At 68.2% G+C, this 21,557-nt stretch carries 18 protein-coding genes and 1 tRNA gene; 8 read left to right on the plus strand and 11 right to left on the minus strand.

Annotated features, from left to right (window positions below; all coding sequences use genetic code 11):
• Positions 1-414: 414 nt before the first annotated feature.
• The 4 genes from ABZZ22_RS03555 (at position 415) to ABZZ22_RS03570 (ending at position 6,839) form a co-directional block, all read left to right on the plus strand.
• Positions 415-1,689, plus strand: a complete 1,275-nt coding sequence (locus tag ABZZ22_RS03555) for a choice-of-anchor P family protein (RefSeq protein ID WP_354926873.1) — start codon at positions 415-417, stop codon at positions 1,687-1,689.
• A 183-nt stretch (positions 1,690-1,872) separates the two neighbouring features.
• Positions 1,873-5,199 carry a heterodisulfide reductase-related iron-sulfur binding cluster gene (locus tag ABZZ22_RS03560; protein ID WP_354926875.1) on the plus strand — a complete coding sequence of 1,109 codons (3,327 nt, stop codon included), beginning with the start codon at positions 1,873-1,875 and terminating at the stop codon, positions 5,197-5,199.
• Between the two features lie 214 nt (positions 5,200-5,413).
• The gene (locus tag ABZZ22_RS03565) at positions 5,414-6,004 is read left to right on the plus strand and encodes a toxin-antitoxin system HicB family antitoxin (protein ID WP_354926877.1); all 591 of its coding nucleotides are present in this window, start codon (positions 5,414-5,416) and stop codon (positions 6,002-6,004) included.
• Positions 6,005-6,077: 73 nt separating this feature from the next.
• Positions 6,078-6,839 carry a DUF4097 family beta strand repeat-containing protein gene (locus ABZZ22_RS03570; RefSeq protein WP_354926879.1) on the plus strand — a complete coding sequence of 254 codons (762 nt, stop codon included), beginning with the start codon at positions 6,078-6,080 and terminating at the stop codon, positions 6,837-6,839.
• Between the two features lie 10 nt (positions 6,840-6,849).
• Here ABZZ22_RS03570 and ABZZ22_RS03575 read toward each other — a convergent pair whose 3' ends face one another.
• The 9 genes from ABZZ22_RS03575 to ABZZ22_RS03615 form a co-directional block, all read right to left on the minus strand.
• A complete protein-coding gene (locus ABZZ22_RS03575) occupies positions 6,850-7,146 on the minus strand; it encodes a hypothetical protein (protein ID WP_354926881.1) in 297 nt (98 codons plus the stop codon).
• 10 nt (positions 7,147-7,156) lie between these two features.
• Positions 7,157-8,893, minus strand: a complete 1,737-nt coding sequence (locus tag ABZZ22_RS03580; protein ID WP_354927105.1) for a sodium:solute symporter family protein — start codon at positions 8,891-8,893, stop codon at positions 7,157-7,159.
• A gap of 84 nt (positions 8,894-8,977) precedes the next feature.
• Positions 8,978-9,919, minus strand: coding sequence for a siderophore-interacting protein (locus tag ABZZ22_RS03585; protein ID WP_354926883.1), 942 nt, complete (start codon positions 9,917-9,919; stop codon positions 8,978-8,980).
• A gap of 1 nt (position 9,920) precedes the next feature.
• Positions 9,921-10,751, minus strand: a complete 831-nt coding sequence (locus ABZZ22_RS03590) for an ABC transporter ATP-binding protein (RefSeq protein ID WP_354926885.1) — start codon at positions 10,749-10,751, stop codon at positions 9,921-9,923.
• A gap of 1 nt (position 10,752) precedes the next feature.
• Positions 10,753-11,790 carry an iron chelate uptake ABC transporter family permease subunit gene (locus ABZZ22_RS03595; RefSeq protein WP_354926887.1) on the minus strand — a complete coding sequence of 346 codons (1,038 nt, stop codon included), beginning with the start codon at positions 11,788-11,790 and terminating at the stop codon, positions 10,753-10,755.
• Positions 11,790-12,833: an iron ABC transporter permease gene (locus ABZZ22_RS03600; RefSeq protein ID WP_354926889.1), complete on the minus strand. Its 1,044-nt coding sequence runs from the start codon at positions 12,831-12,833 to the stop codon at positions 11,790-11,792. Before ABZZ22_RS03600 ends, ABZZ22_RS03595 begins: the two co-directional genes overlap by 1 nt.
• Positions 12,830-13,888: an iron-siderophore ABC transporter substrate-binding protein gene (locus ABZZ22_RS03605; protein WP_354926891.1), complete on the minus strand. Its 1,059-nt coding sequence runs from the start codon at positions 13,886-13,888 to the stop codon at positions 12,830-12,832. Before ABZZ22_RS03605 ends, ABZZ22_RS03600 begins: the two co-directional genes overlap by 4 nt.
• Before the next feature lie 94 nt (positions 13,889-13,982).
• Entirely contained in the window at positions 13,983-14,585 is a 603-nt protein-coding gene (locus ABZZ22_RS03610) for a DNA-3-methyladenine glycosylase I (RefSeq protein WP_354926893.1), read from the minus strand.
• A 36-nt stretch (positions 14,586-14,621) separates the two neighbouring features.
• A complete protein-coding gene (locus ABZZ22_RS03615) occupies positions 14,622-15,125 on the minus strand; it encodes a DNA-binding protein (protein WP_354926895.1) in 504 nt (167 codons plus the stop codon).
• A 79-nt stretch (positions 15,126-15,204) separates the two neighbouring features.
• Between ABZZ22_RS03615 and ABZZ22_RS03620 the strand changes: the two genes are divergently transcribed.
• Entirely contained in the window at positions 15,205-17,160 is a 1,956-nt protein-coding gene (locus tag ABZZ22_RS03620; RefSeq protein ID WP_354926897.1) for a VWA domain-containing protein, read from the plus strand.
• Here the strand turns inward: ABZZ22_RS03620 and ABZZ22_RS03625 are convergent.
• Together ABZZ22_RS03625 and dcd are read right to left on the minus strand one after the other, a co-directional pair.
• Positions 17,157-18,113, minus strand: coding sequence for a serine/threonine-protein kinase (locus ABZZ22_RS03625; RefSeq protein WP_354926899.1), 957 nt, complete (start codon positions 18,111-18,113; stop codon positions 17,157-17,159). The two genes, ABZZ22_RS03620 and ABZZ22_RS03625, sit on opposite strands and share 4 nt — an antisense overlap.
• Positions 18,114-18,120: 7 nt before the next feature.
• The gene (gene dcd, locus ABZZ22_RS03630; RefSeq protein ID WP_141794788.1) at positions 18,121-18,696 is read right to left on the minus strand and encodes a dCTP deaminase; all 576 of its coding nucleotides are present in this window, start codon (positions 18,694-18,696) and stop codon (positions 18,121-18,123) included.
• Positions 18,697-18,798: 102 nt separating this feature from the next.
• Between dcd and ABZZ22_RS03635 the strand changes: the two genes are divergently transcribed.
• From ABZZ22_RS03635 to ABZZ22_RS03645, 3 genes are all read left to right on the plus strand, one after another.
• Positions 18,799-18,874 (plus strand) — tRNA-Gly (locus ABZZ22_RS03635).
• A 144-nt stretch (positions 18,875-19,018) separates the two neighbouring features.
• On the plus strand, positions 19,019-19,834 hold the full coding sequence (locus ABZZ22_RS03640) for a class I SAM-dependent methyltransferase (RefSeq protein WP_354926901.1): 816 nt from the start codon (positions 19,019-19,021) through the stop codon (positions 19,832-19,834).
• Positions 19,835-20,164: 330 nt separating this feature from the next.
• Positions 20,165-21,541: an adenylosuccinate lyase family protein gene (locus ABZZ22_RS03645; RefSeq protein ID WP_354926903.1), complete on the plus strand. Its 1,377-nt coding sequence runs from the start codon at positions 20,165-20,167 to the stop codon at positions 21,539-21,541.
• Positions 21,542-21,557: the final 16 nt, after the last annotated feature.

Genomic DNA, 21,557 nt, shown 5'->3' on the forward strand with positions numbered 1-21,557 from the left:
CGTGGGTCTCCGGAACCTCGATGTCGCCGATCCGCGAAACCGTCAGCACGCACACGTGGCTCGTCTCCTGGCGGCCTCCGATGCTGCTGGTGACCGGCGTGGTCGACGCACTCACCGGAATCAAGATCGATCTGACCCCGTAATCCCGGGATCCCTGAAACGGGCCGTGACCTCAGCCGAGGTCACGGCCTGTTTACGTTCGCCTGGGTGGCTTGGGGATAGTCAGGACGGGTCATTCGGAAAAAGGACCTCCGTCCCGATAACTTCCATGGTTTTCTCTCGTTTGAGCGGTGTGCCACCCCATAACTCGGGAGTGCGCCAGGTTCCCCCGGATCTGGCAGGTGGCACGGCCCCGTAGCGGGGATCTTGGGGGATCCCCACCGCAGAATCGGAGTCCAACCAACAATGCGAAGCATGCGTACGCTCGCGCTGTCCGCAGCCTCTGTCGCCGTCGTCGGCGCAGTCCTGGCTGTGCCAGCGCCCTCTCAGGCCGCTCTGACGAACACCGACTTCGGGCTGTTCGCCAGCGGTTTCGGCACCCGTGTGACCGGTGGAAGCATCCCGGCGAACTCGGGAGATCTCGGCTACCAGACCATCGGTTGCACCCGTAAGGCTGGTCACAACGTCAGCAACAACACCGCCGGCGCCAAGGTGCCCGGCCTCGGCACGATCGGTGCCACCACCACCAAGCAGCGCACAGTCAAGTCCGGCTCGATGGTGAAGTCCATCTCGGAGCACAAGATCGCCGACGTCGTTCTCGACAAGAGCCCGCTCGGCAAGGTCACCGTCGAGGGTCTCAGCTCGGTCTCCCAGGCTTGGTGGGACGGCAAGGGCTACAAGTCCGACTCGAAGGCCAAGATCGCCCACGTCATCCTCGACCCGGCCGGTCCCGGCCGGAAGATCGACCTTCCGGTCCCCGGTCGCGACAAGCCGCTGGTCATCCCGGGCATCGCCACCATCGGCATCGGCAACACCGTCGAGCGCGCCAACGCCGACGGCGCGCACGCCTACGCCAACGGCATCTGGATCAAGCTCCACGGCACCGACTCCGAGGTCATCGTCGGTCGCTCCCGCGCGGAGATCAATGGCCAGGCCTTCTCCGCGGTCTTCAACGGCTTCTCCAACTCGGTCGACGCCACCGCTCTCGGCGGTGTCGTCAAGGTCGGCAAGAACCCGCTGACCAACGCCGGCTGCGCCGGCACCAAGGGCAAGCTGAAGACCAAGTCCATCGGGCATGTCCCGCTGGGCGAGGTTGGCAACATCGTGGACGTCAAGGGTCTCACGAGCGGTCAGCGCTCGAACCAGACCAAGACCACCGCCGGGGGCTACACCTTCGGCGAGGTCGCCAACGTCAACATCGGCGACGGCGCCATCCGCATCGAGGCCATCCGTGCCCAGGCGAACGCGAAGTACGTCAAGGGCAAGGGCTCGACGACCTCCATCTCGGGCACCAAGTTCGGTGACATCTACATCGGCAAGCAGAAGGTCTCCCTCGCCCAGCTGGAGTCGGCGCTCTCTCGCGTCGACATCCCCGGCCTGGCGAAGATCGAGACCAAGGTCGTCGTTGAGCGCAGCAAGAACCTGGTCGAGGTCGTCGCCCTGCGACTGACCCTCCTCGACGGTTCCAAGGGCACCAAGACCGTGGTCAACATTGGTCACGCCAAGTTCAAGGTCAACGCGAACAAGTGAAGCTTTGAAACACTAAGGCTGTCCTAAGAAACGGCCCGCGACCTGCCCAGGTCGCGGGCCGTTTCTTCACTATGAAGTTACTCACGGGTAGTATCAACCCACCCTTAGCAACCGAACCGACTCACAAGCATTAGGCTCGGTTGCATTCCGGCAGTCCTGCCCCCTGATGAGGAGCGCCTAGGCATGTTGCAGATCATCGCCATCGTCGTGTGTCTTGCGGCAACGGTGGCCACCGCCTACCTGGTGACCAAGGCGGTCCGGTCGATGCTCGCGGTAATCAAGGTCGGTACGCCGATCAGCCGCGTCGACCAGCCGCTGGCCCGCACCCTGACGATGTTGAAAGAGACCGTCCTCCACACGCGCATGCTGCAGTGGACCTGGGTCGGTGTGCTCCACTGGTTCGCCTTCGCCGCGTTCCTGCTGCTCTCGACGGCAGTGGGGGCTGCGTACTTCCAGCTCTTCGACCCGGAGTGGACGCTCCCGGTCATCGGACAGCTGTTCGCCTACGAGTGGCTCGCCGAGCTCCTCGGCCTGCTCGGCGCCCTGGGCATCATCCCGCTGATCATCTACCGGGTGACCCACCTGCCCTCGAAGATGGGCCGCGGCACGCGGTTCTACGGCTCCACGCAGTGGCAGGCCTTCTTCGTCGAGGCGATGGTGCTGCTGGAGAGCGCGGCGATCCTGTTCATCCGCGGTGCGGAGTACAACCTCGCCAAGGCCCACGGCGGCGAGGTCGCCGAGCACGCCACCGCGTTCCACTTCCCGATCTCGCAGTTCTTCGGGGCGCTCTACCCCACCGGGCCCGATGCGATCCACACGCTCGAGAACATCATCTACGCGATCGCGGCCTTCAAGATCATCACCGCGCTGATCTGGCTGGCCGTCGTCTCCACCCACCTGACGATGGGTGTCGCCTGGCACCGCTTCACCGCCTGGTTCAACATCTGGTTCAAGCGCGAGCCGGGTTCGCGTACCTCCGACACCGAGGGCGCCCGACCGCTCGGCACCGCGCTCGGCGCGATCAAGCCGATGCTCATCGACGGCAAGCCGGTCACCCTCGAGGACGTCGAGGAGGACCGCATCCCCGAGGACGCGATCCTCGGCGTCGGCTCGATCCAGGACTTCTCCTGGAAGGGCATCCTCGACTTCACCACGTGCACCGAGTGCGGCCGCTGCCAGTCGCAGTGCCCCGCCTGGAACACCGAGAAGCCCCTCTCCCCCAAGCTGCTGATGATGGGCCTGCGCGAGCACGCCTACGCCGCCGCCGGCGACTCTGACTTGAAGGAGCTGCCGCTCATCGGCAAGGCCGATGGCGCCCCGGAGGGTGCAGGCAGCAACACCGAGGTCCTCGACTGGTTCTACAACCCGGAGGACGGGGGCTTCGTCATCGACGAGGACGTCCTCTGGTCCTGCACCTCCTGTGGCGCCTGCGTCCAGCAGTGCCCTGTCGACATCGAGCACGTCGACCACATCATGGACATGCGCCGCTACCAGGTGCTCGTCGAGTCGAACTTCCCCACCGAGCTCAACGGTCTCTTCAAGGGCCTCGAGGGCAAGGGCAACCCCTGGAACATGAACGCCAACGCGCGCATGGACTGGGCCAAGGACCTGCCCTTCGACGTCAAGGAGGTCGGCAAGGACATCGAGTCGCTGGAGGAGGTCGACTGGCTGTTCTGGGTCGGCTGTGCCGGCGCCTACGAGGACCGGGCCAAGAAGACCACCCGCGCCGTGGCCGAGCTGCTCGACATGGCCGGCGTCTCCTTCGGTGTGCTCGGCAACGGCGAGACCTGCACCGGCGACTCCGCCCGTCGTGCCGGCAACGAGTTCGTCTTCCAGGGCCTGGCTCAGCAGAACGTCGAGACGTTCAAGGAGTTCAAGGTCAAGAAGGCCGTCACCACCTGTGCTCACTGCTTCAACACGTTGAAGAACGAGTACAAGGAGTTCGGCATCGAGCTCGAGGTCGTCCACCACACCCAGCTGCTCAACCGGCTCGTACGCGAGGGCAAGCTGACTCCGATCGCGGACGGCGCCGGCGCCCACAAGCGCTCGATCACCTACCACGACCCGTGCTTCATCGGCCGCCACAACGGCGTCTACGAGCCGCCGCGCGAGCTGCTGCAGATCATGCCGGGTGCCGAGGTCAAGGAGATGCCGCGAAACTCCGAGCGCTCCTTCTGCTGTGGCGCCGGTGGTGCCCGGATGTGGATGGAGGAGAAGATCGGCTCGCGGATCAACGAGAACCGCACCGACGAGGCCGTCGCCACCGGCGCCGACCAGATCGCCGTCGGCTGCCCGTTCTGCCGCGTCATGCTCTCCGACGGTCTGACCAAGGCCCAGGCCAACGGGGCCGCGCGCGAGGAGGTCGAGGTGCTCGACGTCGCGCAGATGCTGCTCGCGTCCGTGAAGGGCGAGCAGGCCACCAAGCTGGCCCCAGGCGAGGGTGCGAAGGTCGGTGCTGCCGCCAAGGCTGCTCCGGCCGTCGAGGAAGCGGCTCCGGCCGCCGGTGCTGCTGCCGCGGGCTCGTCGCTCTTCGACTCGCCCGCCGAGACCACGGAGACGACCGAGACCACGAAGGCTCCGGCCGACGCGTCCTCGCTCTTCGACACCCCTGCCCCGGCCGAGCCGGACGCAAGAGGTACGTCGGGTGGCGGGTCGCTCTTCGACACTCCCGCTCCGGCCGCTGAGCCGGAGAAGCCTGCCTCCGGCGGCTCGCTCTTCGATGACGGCGGATCGCTCTTCGACACGCCCTTAGAGACGACCGAGGAGACCCCGGCCTCGAGCGGCTCGCTGTTCGACGTGCCGGCCGACAAGGCGGCCGACAAGCCCACAGACGCGCCCGCTGAAGAGCCTGCTGCCGACCTCGGGGCTGGCGGATCGCTCTTCGACGTACCGGCTCAGCAGGCAGAGCCCGCTGCCGCGCCCGAGGCGAAGGCTGCACCCGCAGCCGAGCCCGAGGCACCTGCCGCAGCCCCGGCTGCGCCGCCGGCCGCCGAGGAGCCGAGCGTCGACCTCAGCGCGGGTGGCTCGCTCTTCGACATCCCGGCCGCCGAGCCCGAGCAGGCTCCGGCGAAGGCCCCCGAGGCCTCTGCTCCGGCTGCTCCGGCTGCTCCGGCTGCTCCGGCCGAGGCTCCGGCTCCGGCTGAGGCAGGCTCGGGCGTGACATCGGAGCCGAAGTCCGACGTCGACTTCGACAGTCTCGGCTCGCTCTTCGACATCGAGGCGCCGGAAGGCTCGGTCACCGCCGCGGCTCCGGCCGCACCCGCTGCTGCCGAGGCCGCTCCCGTGGCCGAGGCTCCTGCGGAGACCGTGGCCGAGGCGGGACCCGTCGAGGCTGCACCTGTCGAGGAGGCGGCAGTCGAGACGGAGACTCCGGCCGAGCCGGAGCCCGCCCCGAAGGCAGAGCCTGAGGCAGAGGCCGCGCCGAAGCCGGCATCGTCGGTGAGCGGTGAGGCGCACACGCCGCGTACCGACGTCGACATCCACGAGACAGGGTCGCTCTTCGACCTCTGATCCCACCGCAGCCAGTCGGCTGCACCAGACGATGACACCTTGTGAGTGATTCACAAGGTGTCATCGTCATTTAGCCGAGACGTCGCTCGCGTCGGCCGAGATGGCAACATCGCGCCATCTCGGCCGACCTGAGTGACGTCTCGGCGAAGGCTTGACATCAGATGACGCCACATTGGGATTGAAATGACGTCATAGTGATGTCATAGTGGTGCGTATGGACATCACGCCGTATATCGACAGCCTGCGACGAGACCTGCTGGCCGCGGCCGAGGCCTCCGGGCCGGAGGCACGGGAGACCGCGGAGCGGCTCACCTACGCACTCGACCCGGCCGCGCGGCTCGCCGTGATGGAGGCGGTGAGCCAGGCAGCGGCTGAGATCACCGCGGAGCTGCCGACGGGCAACGTGGACGTACGCCTGCGAGGACGCGACCTGGAGTTCGGCGTCACGCTTCCGGAGCTCGCCGAGCCGGTCGCCCCCACCCCGCCGGCACCGCCCGCTCCCCCCGCACCCCCGACTCCGCCGGCCCCGCCGGAGCCCGAGACCGACGACACCCTCTCCCGAGTGACCCTTCGCATCCCGGAGTCGCTCAAGGCGAAGGCCGAGGAGGCCGCGGCCGAAGCCGGCCAGTCGCTCAACACCTGGCTCGTCGGCGCGGTGCGCGCAGCGACGCGGGAGAACTCGGTCGGCGTCGATGTCGACCTCTCCGCGATCCCCCACATCGTCAACGAGGCGATGAACAGCTTCGATCCCTTCCGCGAGAGCTTTCGCGGCAGGTCCGACCGCCGGATGACCGGCTGGCTCTGACCTGAATCGAGACGCACCAACGGACGGCCGCCCGGCCGGTCCGGTAGATCAGCACACCCTGAGGAGCAGCACCATGAGCACGTACACCTTCATGTCCACCGCCCCCGCCAAGCTCTTCGTCGAGTTCGGCAAGGGCAACCTCGAGGTCCAGACGACCGACACCGACGAGACGACCGTCGAGGTCGACGGCGATGACGCCGAGAGTCTGGTCGTCGAGCAGAGCGGCGACACGATCAACGTCATCGACCCGCACAAGGGGCCGTTCAGCCGTACGCGGCGCTACGACATCACCATCACGGCGCCGTCCCGCAGCCAGCTGCGAGCTCGCACCGGAACCGCCGACATCGCCACCCGGGGCGTCCTCCGGGCCGCGTGGATCCAGACCGGCTCCGGCGACGTACGGATCGACCAGGTCGCCGAGGAGTTCCAGGTCGAGTCCGGCTCCGGAGACATCGAGGCCGACGCCCTCGGCGGCCGCGCCTCGATCAAGTCCGGGTCAGGTGACATCCGGATCGGTACGGCACACGACCTGAACACCAAGACCGGATCCGGAACCGTGGAGATCGACGAGGTCGAGGGCGACGTGAGCCACTCGACCGGCGCCGGTGACTTCGCGATCCATTCGATCAGCGCGGGTCGGATCTCGGTGAAGGGGGCCTCCTCCGACGTACGCATCGGGATCCCGAACGGCACCCCGGTGTGGACCGACGTCAACACCGTGACCGGCCGGTGCACCAGCACTGTCGAGAGCGCTGGCGCACCGGCCGCGGGTGAGCCCTACGTCGAGCTCCGCACCACCACGGTCAGCGGTGACGTCACTCTTGTCGGTCTGTGAACCGTCCGACCTACTCCTTGTCGCCGGGGTGAGGCGCGTCCGGCACGACCGGCTTGAGCACACCCCAGGCGATGAAGATCGCCCCGATGACGAGCAGGACGATGCCCGCCCAGAGGTTGGCGTTGGGCCCGCCGGTCTTCTCGACCTCCGGGTCACCGAAGAGGCCCATCAGCAGCAGGATGATGCCGTAGATCGAGAGCAGGGCCCCGATCACGTTGCGGATGTCGAAGAGCGCCAGCAGCGTGCCGAGAAGCCCCTTGTTGGAGTCAGTCCGGTTGGAGTCAGCCGGGTTGGATTCGGTGGACATCTCAGCCTCCTTAGAAGATCACGTTCAAGATGATGACCATGACCAGCGCGACGCCTGCCAGGGGCACCGGCCGCGCGTACCACGGGCGGCCGGCGTCCTCGGCGTCGACCAGATCCTCCTTGGGGGTCTCGGAGTAGACCAGACCCTTCAAGGAGCCCTCCGGCTTCGGCTTGGTCACCAGCGAGACGATCACGCTGACGATGATGTCGACGACGAAGGCCGCACCGGCAGCCACGAACGACGCCCCCTGGCCGGAGAGCGGCAGGACACCCACGGACAGCCCGCCGAGCGTGCCATCGGAGAGAACGCCGACGAGCACCGCGGCCAAGGTGCCGGAGACCAGACCGGTCCAACCGGCGGTGGCGGTCATCCGCTTCCAGAACATACCCAGGATGAACGTCGCGAACAGCGGCGCGTTGAAGAACCCGAACAGGGTCTGCAGGTAGTCCATGATGTTGGAGAAGTTGGACGCGAGCGCTGCGGTGAAGATCGCGATGGCGGTCGCCGAGACGGTGGCCCAGCGGCCCAGCCTGACGTAGAACTCGTCCGGCCGGTCCTTGATGATGTATTCCTGGATGAGGTCGAAGGACACCACCGTGTTGAAGGCAGACACATTCGCCGCCATCCCGGCCATGAACGCCGCCAGCAGACCGGCGAGCGCCAGGCCGAGGAGACCGTTGGGCAGCAGATCCCTCATCAGGAGGAGCAGCGAGTCGTTGTAGGTCACGTTGCCGCCCGCACCTCCCGCGATCTGTGCCTCCCCTCCGGATGCCTTGAAATCGGCCAGCTCCGTCACCAGGACCGCCGCGATCATGCCGGGCAGAATCGTGATGAACGGGACGAACATCTTCGGGAAGGCGCCGATGATCGGCGTCTTGCGCGCGGCACTGATCGAGTCGGCGGCCATCGCCCGCTGCACCTCGACGAAGTTGGTCGTCCAGTAGCCGAACGAGAGCACGAACCCGAGACCGAACACGATGCCGACCACCGAGAGGATGTCGGAGGAGAAGCCGGTCAGCGCGGTGCCGGGCCAGGAGGTGAGCTGGCCGGCGGCCGGCGCGACGGTGTCGGGGTTGGCAGCCGCGGCCCCCTCGATCTTCGAGGCGAGACCGTCCCAGCCTCCGACGTTGTAGAGGCCGAGGATGGTCAGCGGCAACAGCGCGGCCACGATCACGAAGAACTGCAGCACCTCGTTGTAGATCGCCGCCTTCAGACCACCGAGGGTGATGTAGGACAGCACGATCAGGGCGGCCACGATCAGCGCGACCCACAGCGGCCAGCCGAGCAGCGCGTGCACGATGGAGCCGAGCAGGTAGAGGTTGATACCCGCGATCAGCAGCTGCGCCACCGCGAACGAGATCGCGTTGACCAGGTGGGCCCCGGTGCCGAAACGGCGCTTCATGAACTCGGGGACCGAGCGCACCTTCGAGCCGTAGTAGAAGGGCATCATCACGACGCCCAGGAAGAGCATCGCCGGAACGGCGCCGATCCAGAAGTAGTGGACGGTGGGCAGTCCGAGCTGTGCGCCCGTCGCCGACATACCCATGATCTCGACCGCGCCGAGGTTCGCTGAGATGAAGGCGAGGCCGGTGACCCACGCGGGCAGCGATCGGCCGGACAGGAAGAAGTCCACCGAGCTCGACATGCCGCGGCTGGCCAGGAAGCCGATTCCGAGGACGAAGGCGAAGTAGATCGCGATCAGGAGATAGTCGACCGCGTTGGCCTGGATCAGGGTGTCCGCGGCCAGGATGCCTGTGTGCATTCCCAAGACCCTTCTATTTGATTGGGCGCATCAAACTTAACCCCGCGCCTGCCCGAGAACCGCGCTGGGTCAACCCTTCATCGACACGCCTTCTCGCCAGTAGCCCATGAAAGCGACCTGCTTGCGCGGCATCTCGAGCTCGTTGACCAGGTGACGGCGCAGTGCGGTGACCATCCGCGACTCCCCTGCGATCCAGGCGTAGCGCCCGTCCTCGCCGTCGTCGGCGGCCTTCACCGGGCCGTTCTCGAGCGCCGCGACCTCCTCGCCGGAGGACGAGTAGATCGGGGTCTCCCAAAGGTCCGGGTCCTCGACCTCGACCGAGGTCACGTCCTCGGGCGTGGCGTCGAAGCCGAGCAGCCCGCCGACGGCGGCCAGGGCAGGACCACCCACCGGTGCTCCGTCGCGCGGCAGCCAGCTGACCTTCAGCCCCTCAGGAGCAGACACGTCCTGTACGTCGCCGGCGACCGGCACCTCCAGGAACGCCGATCCGGTGGCATCCGCGGGCAGCGACTCGATGATCGAGACGAGCGCCGGCACGGCCGTCTCGTCGCCGACGAGGAGCAGCCGGGTGGCATCGCCGGGAAGCCACTCGATGCCGCCGTACTCCTCACCGAGCTTCGGGCCGACGACCATGATCTCGTCCCCGGGACCTGCCGCCACGGCCCAGTCGGAGCCGGGACCGTGCGCGCCGGGATGCAGCACGAAGTCGACGTACAGACGCTTCTCACTGTGCTCCCCCGAGCTGGCCTCTCCCGCGATCGAGCGGATCGTGTAGGTGCGCATCCGCGGGCGCTCCTCGTCGGGAAGAGCGAGCCACTCGGTGTACCAGTCGTCGGCGAAGAGCTCGGGCAGGACGCCCGAGGCGGCTGGGAAGAGGAGCTTGATGCGCTGGTCGAGGGTGGGACCGTCGGTGCCGAAGTCGGCCAGGTCGTCGCCGACCAGCTCGATCCGGGCGAACGACGGTGAGAGGCGTTCCACGGAGCGCACCGCGACGCGGGCGAGGATGGGCATGTCAGGCTCCTTGTGCGTGGGGGTGAGCGGACGGTCGGTGGTGGCGGCCGATGGGTACGACGAGCGGGGTGCCGGAGACGGGGTCGCGGATGACCTGCGCCTCGAGCCCGAAGACCTCCTCGACTCGGTCTGCGGTCACCACGTCGCCGGGACGGCCCGTCGCGGCGATCTTGCCGCCGCGCATCGCGATCAGGTGGTCGGCGTACCGGGCGGCCAGATTGAGGTCGTGGAGCACCATCACGACGGTGGTGCCCCGGGTCTCCCGCAGACCGTGGAGCAGGTCGAGGAGATCGATCTGGTGGGCGACGTCGAGGAACGTTGTCGGTTCGTCGAGGAGCAGCAGATCGGTCTGCTGGGCCAGCGCCATCGCCACCCAGACCCGCTGCCGCTGGCCACCGGAGAGCTCGTCGACGATCCGGTCGGCGAGATCGAGCGTGTCGGTCAGCTCGAGCGCCTCCGCGACCGCCGCGTCGTCCTCGGGAGACCAGCGCTGCAGCGCGCCGCGGTGGGGCTGGCGTCCGCGGCCGACCAGGTCGACGACGGTGATCCCCTCGGGCGCGATCGGCGACTGCGGCATCAGGCCGAGCGTCTTGGCCACCGCCTTCGTGGGCTGCTTGTGGACCGCCTTGCCGTCGAGAACGACCTGCCCGGACATCGGCTTCAGCAGTCGGGCCATCCCCCGCAGAAGGGTGGACTTCCCGCAGCCGTTGGCACCGACGATCACGGTGGTGAGCCCGTCGGGGATCTCCAGCGAGACCTCGTCGACGACGGGGTCTCCCCCGTAGCCGAGGCTCACGCTCTCCGCGGAGAGTCTCATCTGGGCCTCTTTCATGTCATCGCCTTCCAGCTCGCCCAGCGGCGAGCAACCACAACAGGAACGGCGCCCCGAACGCACCGGTGACGACGCCTACCGGGAAGGAGACGCCTGGGACCGCGTAGTCGGCGATGTAGTCGCCGGCCACCATCACGATGGCGCCGACCAGCGCAGCGCCGACAAGGGTCGTACGCCCGCCGTTGAGCGCCCGCGAGATCGGTCCGGACACGAACGCGACGAAGGCGACCGGCCCGGCTGCCGCGACGCCGAGCGCGGTGAGCAGGACCGCGAGCAGGAGCAGCAGGTCCGTACGCCGCCGACTGACCCCCAGGCCGGTGGCCACGTCCGGGCCGAGCTGGAGGACATGCGCGGAGCGAGCGGTCCAGATCAGCGCCGGGACGAGCACGACGAGGAAGCCGAGCAGGATCCAGATGGTGGGCCAGGTGACGCCGTTGAGCGCCCCGGTGAGCCAACGCAGCACGAGCAGCGCGTCGAACTCGTTGGCACGGGTGAAGAGGTAGTGGACGACCGCGGTCATCGCGGCCGCGGCGGTGACGCCGACGAGGACGAGCCGGTAGCTGCCGTCGGAGCCGGCGACGAGCCGGACCGCCACCGCGATCGCGAGCGCGCCCAGGATCGCGGCGACGCTCAGGGCCAGGCCCTCGAGGTCGAGCACCACGATCGCGAAGACCGCCGACGCGCTGGCGCCGAGCGAGACTCCGACGATGTCGGGGCTGGCCAGCGGGTTGCGCAGGGTGCTCTGGAAGACCGCGCCGGCAGTGCCGAACGCGACTCCGACCAGCACCCCGAGGATCGCCCTCGGGAGCTTCTCCGACATCAGCAGGAAGGTGGCGCCGGGGATCTCGGCCCCGCCGAGGATCCGGAAGAAGTCGGGCACAGTGATGATGTAGTTGCCGAGCAGCACTCGGGCGACGAAGGCTCCGAACAGCAGCGCTGCCAGGACACCGACGACGTAGGCATGGTGCCGACGCGGCGCCCGCCGGGCCTTGCGTACGACGTCCACGGCCGGCGTGGCTTCCGCAGATGCTGTCGTCATCACAGGCCCGCCATCCGTCCACGTCGCAGGAACCAGATGAACGCCGGTACGCCGACCACGGCGGTCATGATGCCGACCTGCACCTCGGTCGGGGGCAGCACCACCCGGCCGAGCGCGTCGGCGATGGCGGTCAGCGCGGCGCCGGCGGCGATCGAGAAGGGCAGCACCAGGGCGTAGCTGGGACCGACCAGGGCGCGTACGGCGTGCGGCACGACCAGGCCGACGAAGGCGACCGGGCCGACCAGAGCGGTGGCGGTGCCGCAGAGCAGGACCACCGCGACACCGACGACCATGCGGTCCAGGCCCGTGCGGCGGCCGAGACCCTTGGCGAGGTCGTCACCGAGCGCGAGCGCGTTCAGGACCGGGGCGCTCAACAGGGCCATCAGGGCACCCACGAGCAGGAACGGGGCACAGATCGCGAGGTCGCCCCAGTCACTGCCGATGGTGCCGACCTGCCATTGCCGGAAGACCTCCAGCCCTTTGTGGTCGATCAGCAGGATGCCGCTGGTCCAGCTGGTCAGCGCCGCGGTCAGCGCGGCTCCGGCCAGCACCAGCTTGGCGGGAGTGGCGCCGTCACGACCGAACGCGGCGATGCCGTGCACGAGGATCGCGGCCAGCGCCGAACCGACGAAGGCGGCCCACAGCAGCGAGTTCAGGCCGGTGGCCCCGACGTACACGAGCGCCACCACGACCGCGAAGGCTGCGCCGGCGTTGAGCCCGAGCAGCCCGGGGTCGGCCAGCGGGTTGCGGGTCAACCCCTGCAGGCAGGCACCGCCGAGCGCGAGCGCGCCGCCGACCGCGAAGGCGGTCGCCGTGCGGGCGATGCGGTTCTCCAGGATCGCGTGTCCGAAGCTGCCGTCGTCGAACAGTGCGCTGGGTGGCACCCATTCGGCGCCGAGCAGGATCGAGACGACCGCTGCGAGGACCAGTGCCCCCAGGATCAGGCCGATCCCGGGAAGTCGCCGGCCCCGGGCGACCGCGGCAGCAGGCGCTGCCGGGTCGACCGGGGCGAGAGGCGTGGAGGCGGTCAACGCGGTCGTCACTTCTCCGCGGTGACGTTGACCTTTCCGCCGTCGACCGCCTCGGCGATCGAGGGAACGAGCTCGTCGATGAAGTAGGGGATCGACAGGGTGCTCGCGGCGGAGAAGGTCAGAGACAGCGGCTGGTCGGTGATGTCGAGGTAGTGGCCGCTCTTGATCGCCGGGATCTGGCTGAGCAGCTTGTCCTGCTGCAGGGCCTCGAAGCTGCCCTCGGTGTAGCCGAGGTTGATCAGCACCTCCGATTCCAGCTGGGGAGCCTTCTCCGCGGAGACGTCGGCGTAGAACTGACCGGCCGGGACGAGCTCTTCGGCGACCGGAGCGAGCTTCATGCCGAGCTGGGTCAGCATCTGCGGGCGGGCGTCACCAGCACCGTAGAGACCGATGGTGCCGAGCTTGGAGTTGTCCTGGACACCCGTGACCAGGTATTCGGCACCGACGATCTGTGGGTGGTCCTTCTGGGCCTTGGCGATCGCGTCCTCGGTCTCCTTCTTGAGCTCCTCGGACAGGGTGACCCGGCCGGTGGCCTTGCCGACCATCTCCAGGGAGTCCTGCCAGGAGGTCAGCCACGGGTCGCCGGGAAAGGCGACGGTCGGGGCGATCTCGCTGAGCTTTTTGTAGTCCTGCTCGGAGATGCCCGAGTTGGTCGCGAGGATCAGGTCAGGGGTCGCCTTGCTGATCTCGGTGAACGGGATGCTGGTGTCGGCGTTGTAACGGACCGGCTGCTTGCCGCCGACCTCTTTCAGCTCGGCGTCGAACCAGTCGGTCGACTGCTGGTCGTTGCCGCCCCAGGTGATCGCCTGAGCGGCGACCGGGACGACACCCAGCGACAGCGCGACGTCATGGTCGGACCAGCCGATGGTGGCGACCTTGGTCGGCTCCTCGGTGATCTCGGTGCTGCCGTAGGCGTGCTCGACGGTGACAGGGAAGGCACCGGAGTCGGCCTTCGATGCGGATTCCGCGGAGCTGTCCGCGGAGTCGGTCGCGCCCGTGCTGCACGCAGCCAGGCCGGTGGCAGCGAGCACGACGCTCGCGGCGATGAGTACGGATCGACGGATCACGGGGGGGACACCCTTCGACAGGCTCAGGACATCGCCTCGGGTTAGGCAATGCTTAGTTAGGACAGCCTAATCACATTGTCGCCCGACGTCGAAGTCAGGGCCTGTCGAACGCCGCCCGCTCGGCCGCGACCCGCTCCCGGATCACACAGTCGAGCGAGTGGTCGTTGATGATCCCCATCGACTGCATGAACGCGTACATCGTCGTCGGCCCGACGAACTTCCAGCCGCGCTTCTTGAGGTCCTTGGAGAGCCTGACCGAGGCGGGCGAGGTCGCCACCACCTCCGGGACCTTCAGCGGCTCGGGCTCGAAACCCCAGACGTACGCAGCCAGCGACCCGTGCTCCTCGACGAGCTCGACCGCACGTCGGGCGTTGTTGATCGTGGCCTCGATCTTGCCTCGGTGGCGGATGATCCTGGCGTCCTGCAGGAGGCGCTCGACGTCACCCTCGTCGAACTCGGCCACCGCGTGGTAGTCGAACCCCTCGAAGACCTCGCGGAACGCGGGCCGCTTGTTGAGGATCGTGCGCCATGACAGCCCGCTCTGGAACCCCTCGAGGCAGATCTTCTCGAAGAGCCGGACGTCGCCGCCAGCCGGGAAGCCCCACTCGGTGTCGTGGTACGCCAGGAACTCCGGCGCCCCTCCGGCCCACGCACATCGCGTCTTGCCGTCGGGAGCCAGGAACGGTGTCTCACTCATCCACCCGACCCTAGCCGCGACCACCGACAGCTCCCCTCACAGCAGGTGGCGGATCGAGGCGAAGTGAGCTCTGATGTCCTCGTCGGTCCCGGAGCCGTAGATGTGGAGCACCTCGGCCAGCGCCGGCGCGACGTCGCGCAGGGCGTCGACGGCCTGCTGGAGATCGCGGCCGGAGGCAACCGCGCGCAGTACGCCGCGCACCGCCGCGCCACCCTCGACGGCCGCAGCCCGAGAGCCGGTGGTCAGCTCCGCGGAGAGCTCACGGATCTCGTCGAGCCGCTCATTGATCTGGGCGGTGGTGAGACCACCCGCCTCGGCACCGAGCTCGATGAGCGCGTGCAGGCGTCCCAGCGCGATCGGGTTGGCGATCTTGACCCGCTGCCCGGTCATCAGGTGCGACAGCATCGCCGGGCTCAGCCCGAGGACCTTGGCGGTCGTCGCCTGGGTGAGGCCCAGCGGAACGGTCGCGCGACGCACCAGCTCACCGAGCGGCTCTCCGTACAGCTCACGCTGCTGGCGGATGTTCTCCTCGACGCCCATGCCGGAAATCTACACAAGTAGACAAGACATTTGCAAACGTACTTGCACCGTATACGTTAGTGAATCTATGGTGCTGTCCATGCGCCTAGGACTTGTCATCGCCACCGGCCTCGCCGGGGCGCTCACCGTAGCCGTCGCCGGCACCGGTGCAGCCCCTGCCGCCGCCGAGGAGCCGAGCCAGGGGACGTACGGCCGAATGATCCTGGTGCTCGACTCCTCCGGTTCCATGAAGGAGCCGGCCGGCGGCGGCAGCACCAAGATCGAGGCGGCCAAGCAGGCGCTCAACACCGTGATCGACGATCTGCCAGAGAGCGCCGACGTCGGCATGCGGGTGTTCGGCGCGAAGGTGTTCGGACGCAAGCAGAAGGGCGCCTGCGAGGACACTCAGCTGGTGGTCGAACCCGGCACCGACAACCGCGCCGACCTGAAGTCCGCGGTGAGCGGCTACAAGCCCTACGGCGAGACCCCGATCCCGGTTGCCCTGAAGCGCGCCGCCGAGGACATCGGGGCCGAGGGAAAGCGGTCGATCGTCCTCGTCTCCGACGGTGAGTCGACCTGCGGCGACCCCTGCCCAGCCGCGCAGGCGCTCGCCGACAAGGGCATCGACCTGCAGATCGACGTCGTCGGGCTCTCGGTCTCCGGCAAGGCTCGCAGACAGCTCGAGTGCATCGCGGAGAAGGGCAACGGCACCTACTACGACGCCGATGACGCCGAGGGCATCGGTGAGTCGATCTCGGGCGCCTCGCAGCGGGCGTTGCGGCCGTTCGAGTTCACCGGCACCCCGGTGAAGGGCACCCCCGACGCGGCCAATGCGCCCGTCGTGAAGACCGGACAGTATCTGGACACGATCCAGACCCGCGGCGAGCGCTACTACCGCTTCAAGCGCAGCGCGCCAGGCACCACCGTGCACTTCGGCCTGATCTTCGAGGGAGAGTCCGAGGACCTGGTCAGCAACCTGAACGCGCAGATCAGCGTCGAGAACGAGAACGGCGATCTCACCTCGTGCCGGCGAGCCGTCGTGCAGAGCACGACGCACGGCGACGGCAGCCGGCTCATCTTCGGCTCCACGCACAGCGCGGACACCGACCCGGAGGACCCGTGCAACACCGCCGACGAGCTGTTCTTCGACACCAAGTCAGGCGGCAAGGACACCGGCGCCATCGCCGGCAAACAGGTCCAGCTGATGGCCTATGAGGAGCCGTCGGTCAGTGCAGCCGCCCTCGATGCCCTGCCCGCCCAGCCCGACCCGCCGACATGGACCGAGCTGACCCCGGGCGAGCCGACCGCGGGAATGGTCCCGGGCAGCGCGATCGCCAACGCGCCGATCGTCGAGGACGGCACCTACTCCTTCGACATCAACCCGGGCGAGAACCAGGTCATCGGCGTCCCCGTCGGCTGGGGCCAGCACCTGCAGGCCCAGTTCGACGCCAGGATGACCGACGAGATCCGCAAGGAGTGGGGAGTCGGAGCGGGCGTCGAGCTCGATGTCATCGGACCCCTCGGCGGCCAGGCCACGATCGACGTCGGCACCGACGCGCCGGAGAGCTGGTGCCGCACCGGCCTGCTCCAGAACTGCCCAGACGCGTGGCGGACCGGCACCCTCTCCAATGTCGTCGCCTACCGCAACCGATTCGACTACGCCGACGCGGCGGCCTCGACCGGGCTGCTGGGCGTCCACTACGTCAGGGTGCACTACCAGCTCGACGAGAACTTCAACGTGCCCTACACCCTCACCATCAAGACCGTCGGCGAGGACGGCGAGGGTGAGCCCGACTACGAGAAGGTCTCCGGCCTGACCGCGCCCACCGCCGCTCTCGACCTGAACGCCGCCGACGGCGCCGAGGCCGCGGACGGCTCGGATGGCTCAGGCGGCTCGGGTGCAGGCGAGACGGGCTCCGCCCCTACCGATGAGAGCGCGAAGAGCGATCAGGGATCCGACACGATCAAGCTGGTCGCCGGCATCGGCGGGGCCGGGCTCGGGATCGCCGCGCTCGCCGCGGCGGCCGTCCTGCTGATCCGGAGGCGGCGCGCCTAGCTCAGCAGGAAGACACTGCCCGCCACCAGGAGAAAACCGGCGAGCGCCAGCACGACGATCGGCCACATCGGCCGGTCGTCGTGCTGTTCCGTACGCCGCAGCGCGGTCTTCTCCCGGGTGTCCCGAGGCGTCGGCGGCGGAGGCAGCGGCGACGTTCGCCCGGCGACATACTGGTCCAGGACCTCCGCCTCCCCCGGCTCCCACGGCCGCGCGGGCACTGCCTGAGCGAGCAGCTGGCGGAACTCGCCGGCCGACTGCGGCCGGGCGGTGCGATCCTCGCCAACGGCACGCAGCAGCAGCTGCCCCAGCGGAGTCGCCGGGACGTACGCAGCATCGTGCGGTGGCCTCACCCCGGTGAGCAGGTGCAGGCCGGTGACGGCGGTGGCGTAGAGGTCGTCGCGCGGGTCGGGGTCGAAGCCCTGGTCAGGCGCCATGTAGCCCGGCGTACCGATCGTCACGTTGGCCTCGGTGAGCCGCGGCTGGTCGGCGGGCACGGCCACCCCGAAGTCGGATAGCCGCACGTGCGGGACGCCCGCGCCGGTCACCTCCAGCAGCAGGTTGCCCGGCTTCACGTCGCGGTGCACCACACCGGCGGCGTGCACCGCCTCGAGACCGGACAGCGTCTGGTCGAGGATCGCGACGACCCACTGCTCGGAGAGCGCGCCGTAGTCGCCCACCAGCATGGCGACCGAGCCACCGCGCAGCAGCGGCATCGTGAACAGCACGTTGTCGTCCTCGCCGGCCCAGCCGAGCGGGGTCACGACGTGCGGGTGATGGATCCGGGTTGCCTGCTCGCGGATGAACCGGAGCAGGGAGGAGGCATCGCGCTGGCGCAGCAGCTTGGCCGCCTTGACGTCGCCCTCGCGGCGGTCGTGGACCTGCCAGACCGCGCCCATCCCTCCCTCCGCGATGGGCTCCAGCAACTCGTAGCGCCCCGCGAAGACCTCGCCCACCGGTCGCTCAGATCTTGGTGCGGTGGAAGCTCTGGAAGCTGCGCGAGGCGGTCGGGCCGCGCTGGCCCTGGTAGCGGCTCCCGTACTTCTCGCTGCCGTAGGGGTTCTGCGCGGGCGACGTGAGCCTGAAGAAGCAGTATTGCCCGATCTTCATGCCCGGGTAGAGCTTGATCGGCAGCGTCGCGACGTTGGCCAGCTCGAGCGTCACGTGGCCCGAGAAGCCCGGGTCTACGAAGCCGGCGGTCGCGTGGGTGAGCAGCCCGAGGCGCCCCAGCGACGACTTCCCCTCGACGCGCGCGGCGATGTCGTCGGGCAGGCTGACGGTCTCGTAGGTCGACCCGAGCACGAACTCCCCCGGATGCAGGATGAACGGCTCGTCGCCCTCGGTCTCGATCTGCCGGGTGAGCTCGGACTGGTCCACGGCCGGGTCGATCGTGGCGTACTTGTGGTTGTCGAAGACCCGGAAGAACCGGTCCAGACGTACGTCGACGGACGACGGCTGCAGCATCGACTCGTCCCACGGGTCGATGACGATCCGTCCATCGTGGATCTCGGTCAGGATGTCCTTGTCGCTCAGCAGCACGAGGCAAACCTAACGCAGCCGGGCGCCGGGGACGACGGCGCGACTTTCCCGACCACTTTTCACACCTGCTGGGGAGCGTGGGGTAACATTCCCGTCGCACCTGCGGACGTAGCTCAGTTGGTAGAGCGCAACCTTCCCAAGGTTGATGTCGCGAGTTCGAATCTCGTCGTCCGCTCCACGTATCACAGCAGATCAGCCCGTACTCTCGTCGACATCGGCGTCAGTGCGGGTTTCTGTTTGGGCCTCAGTTGCCCCGGGGATGCTCCCGACTCGACGCGGCATTCAGGCGTCGTCGTCGTAGGAGCGCAGGTACCTTCCTCACGTGGATGCGGACGACAGGATCACGCGAGCAAAGTCATTCGAGCACGGGGCTGGCGAGTACGAGCGTCTGCGACCGGAGTTCCCAACTCAGCTGTTCGAAGACATCTGCGCGAGCGCAGGCCCACGGATCCACGGCCGCGTGCTGGAGGTCGGGGCGGGCACGGGGCGAGCAACGCTGCCTCTTGCCCGGCGTGGAGCCACGATCGAAGTTGTCGAGCCCTCTGGGGACATGCTCGGGATCCTGGCCAGTCGCCTCCAGGAAGAAGCGCTCAGCGGACAGTGCACCCTGACCCAGGCAGCATTCGAGGACGTCGACGCTACCCACGCGTACGACGTGATCGTCTCCGCGCAGTCGTTTCACTGGACCGACCCGACGACACGATGGTCCCGCCTGGCCTCTCTTATCCGCGCCGATGGGCGGGCGTACCTTTTCTGGAACGGTTGGCAGCTCGCCCCGCAGGCGCATGACGTCGCCGCCGTCCGGACGCTCTATTCAGATCACGGCTGCGGGCTCCAACCGGACGTGGAGGATCATCGAGCGGACGGCAGCTGGGCCGAATCCGAGATCGCGGCCGAGCCGACCCTGAGCCTCGTTGATGTCCGGACCTACGAGTGGCCCTGGCGGCTACCAGTTGAGGACTACTTCACCCTGCTGAGGACGACATCGCAGTATGCGGTCGCGGAAGCCGGCGTTCGCGAGCCCCTGCTGAAGTCCCTCGGAGATCTTCTCGGCGACCAGGTAACACTCAACGGAAGCACGAACCTCCTGCACATTGCCGCCCGAGAGGGCGCACCACACGCAGCACGAACCGTGTGATCCGGTGAGACTGACGGTCCGTGGCCCGCCAGTCTCGCGCCGCCGGTATGGTCCCGCCCGTGCAGTTGCCCGAACTCCTGATCGTCTTCGCGGTCACCGCGCTCACCGCCGTCGTCACCATCGGCATTCCGGTGTTTGCGGTGTATCTCGTCCTGAGACGACCGAAGCAGCCGTGATCCACGGCCGTTCCGTTGGCGCGGCCTCGATCGGCTCGCTTGCACGATCCAAGTGATGGAGCACACGATCGCCGTTGGTTTCGCGGTGCGTCCATTAAGATTGGGACTCTGTTTTCCAATCGATGTGTGAACGACGCGTAAAGGATCATTAGACATGCCCGCGGGCTCGACCAGCCGATTCACCGACGGACGAGTCCCCGACCACGGCATCGGAGACCTGTTCACCTACGAAGCGCGCCTGCAGGCGCGGCTCGACGTCGAGGCGGCGCTGGCCGGGGCCGAGGCGGCCGTGAAGGTGATCCCGGCAGAGGCCGGTGAGGCGATCGCCGAGGCGGCCGACCTGGACAAGCTCGACCTGGACCGCATCGAGAAGGCCACCGCCGAGCACAGCCATCCGCTGACACCGCTGGTCGAAGAACTCTGCCGGGTCGTCGGCGCGAAGCACGGTGGTTGGGTCCACTGGGGCGCCACCACGCAGAACATCACCCAGACCGCCGACCTGATCCTGCTGCGCCAGGCGCACGACAAGATCCTCGACCTGCTCGGTGATCTGCTCCGCTCGCTGTCGAAGGTCGCCGAGGCCGGCGCCGAGGTGCCGATGCCGGGGCGTACGCACTCTCAGCACGCCGTCCCGATCACCTTCGGATTCAAGGTCGCCATCTGGATCGACGAGATCGCCGCCCACGTCGACCGGCTCCGCTCGGTGGAGGACCGCGTCTTCCGGCTCTTGATGGGTGGAGCCGCGGGCACGATGGCGTCCTTCGGCACCCACGGCCGCGCGATCGAGACCGAGACGGCCTCCCGGCTCGACATGGGCTCGATGCCGGTCCCCTCACGCGCGATCAACGACGGCATGGTCGAGTGGGTCTCGATCCTGGGGATGCTCGGTGGCACCGCCGGCAAGATCGGCAAGGACGTCTACTCGATGATGCAGCCCGAGTTCGGGGAGGCCTTCGAGCCGATCCCCGAGGGCACCATCGGCTCCTCGACGATGCCCCACAAGCGCAACCCGCAGCTGACCTTGGACGTGATCACGGCCGCCACCCAGCTACGCGGGCTGGTCGCACCTGCGATGGAGTCGATGCTCCACGACCACGAGGCCAATGGCGCCATGACCGGCATCCTCGAGGACGCGGTCGCACAGGCTTCCCGCTTGGCCGGGGACGTGCTCGCCAGGCTCGTGGTCATCTTCACCGGCCTGACCTTCGACGAGGAGCGGATGCGTGCCAACCTCGCTCTGTCCGGCGGCCTCATCGGCTCCGAGTCCCTGATGCTCGAGCTCGGCGAGCGCATCGGCCGCCAGGTCGCCCACGACGTCGTCTTCGAGCTCGCCCAGCGTTCCGCGGTCGACGACATCGACTTCGCCTCGCTGCTCGCCGCCTCCCCCGAGGTCTCGGCCCACTTCAGCCGCGACGAGATCGACGGACTGCTCGACCCCGCCCGCCACCTCGGCGAGTCCGCCAACATCGCCCGCGCCATGGCCGAGCACGCCCGCCGGGTAGCGGACACCATCCAGATCCCAGGTGTTTAGCGATACGCCGAGTGAG

Origin of the sequence: Nocardioides sp. NPDC006273 (genome assembly GCF_040613495.1) — a bacterium.
In the GTDB taxonomy this organism is placed as follows: Bacteria; Actinomycetota; Actinomycetes; order Propionibacteriales; family Nocardioidaceae; genus Nocardioides.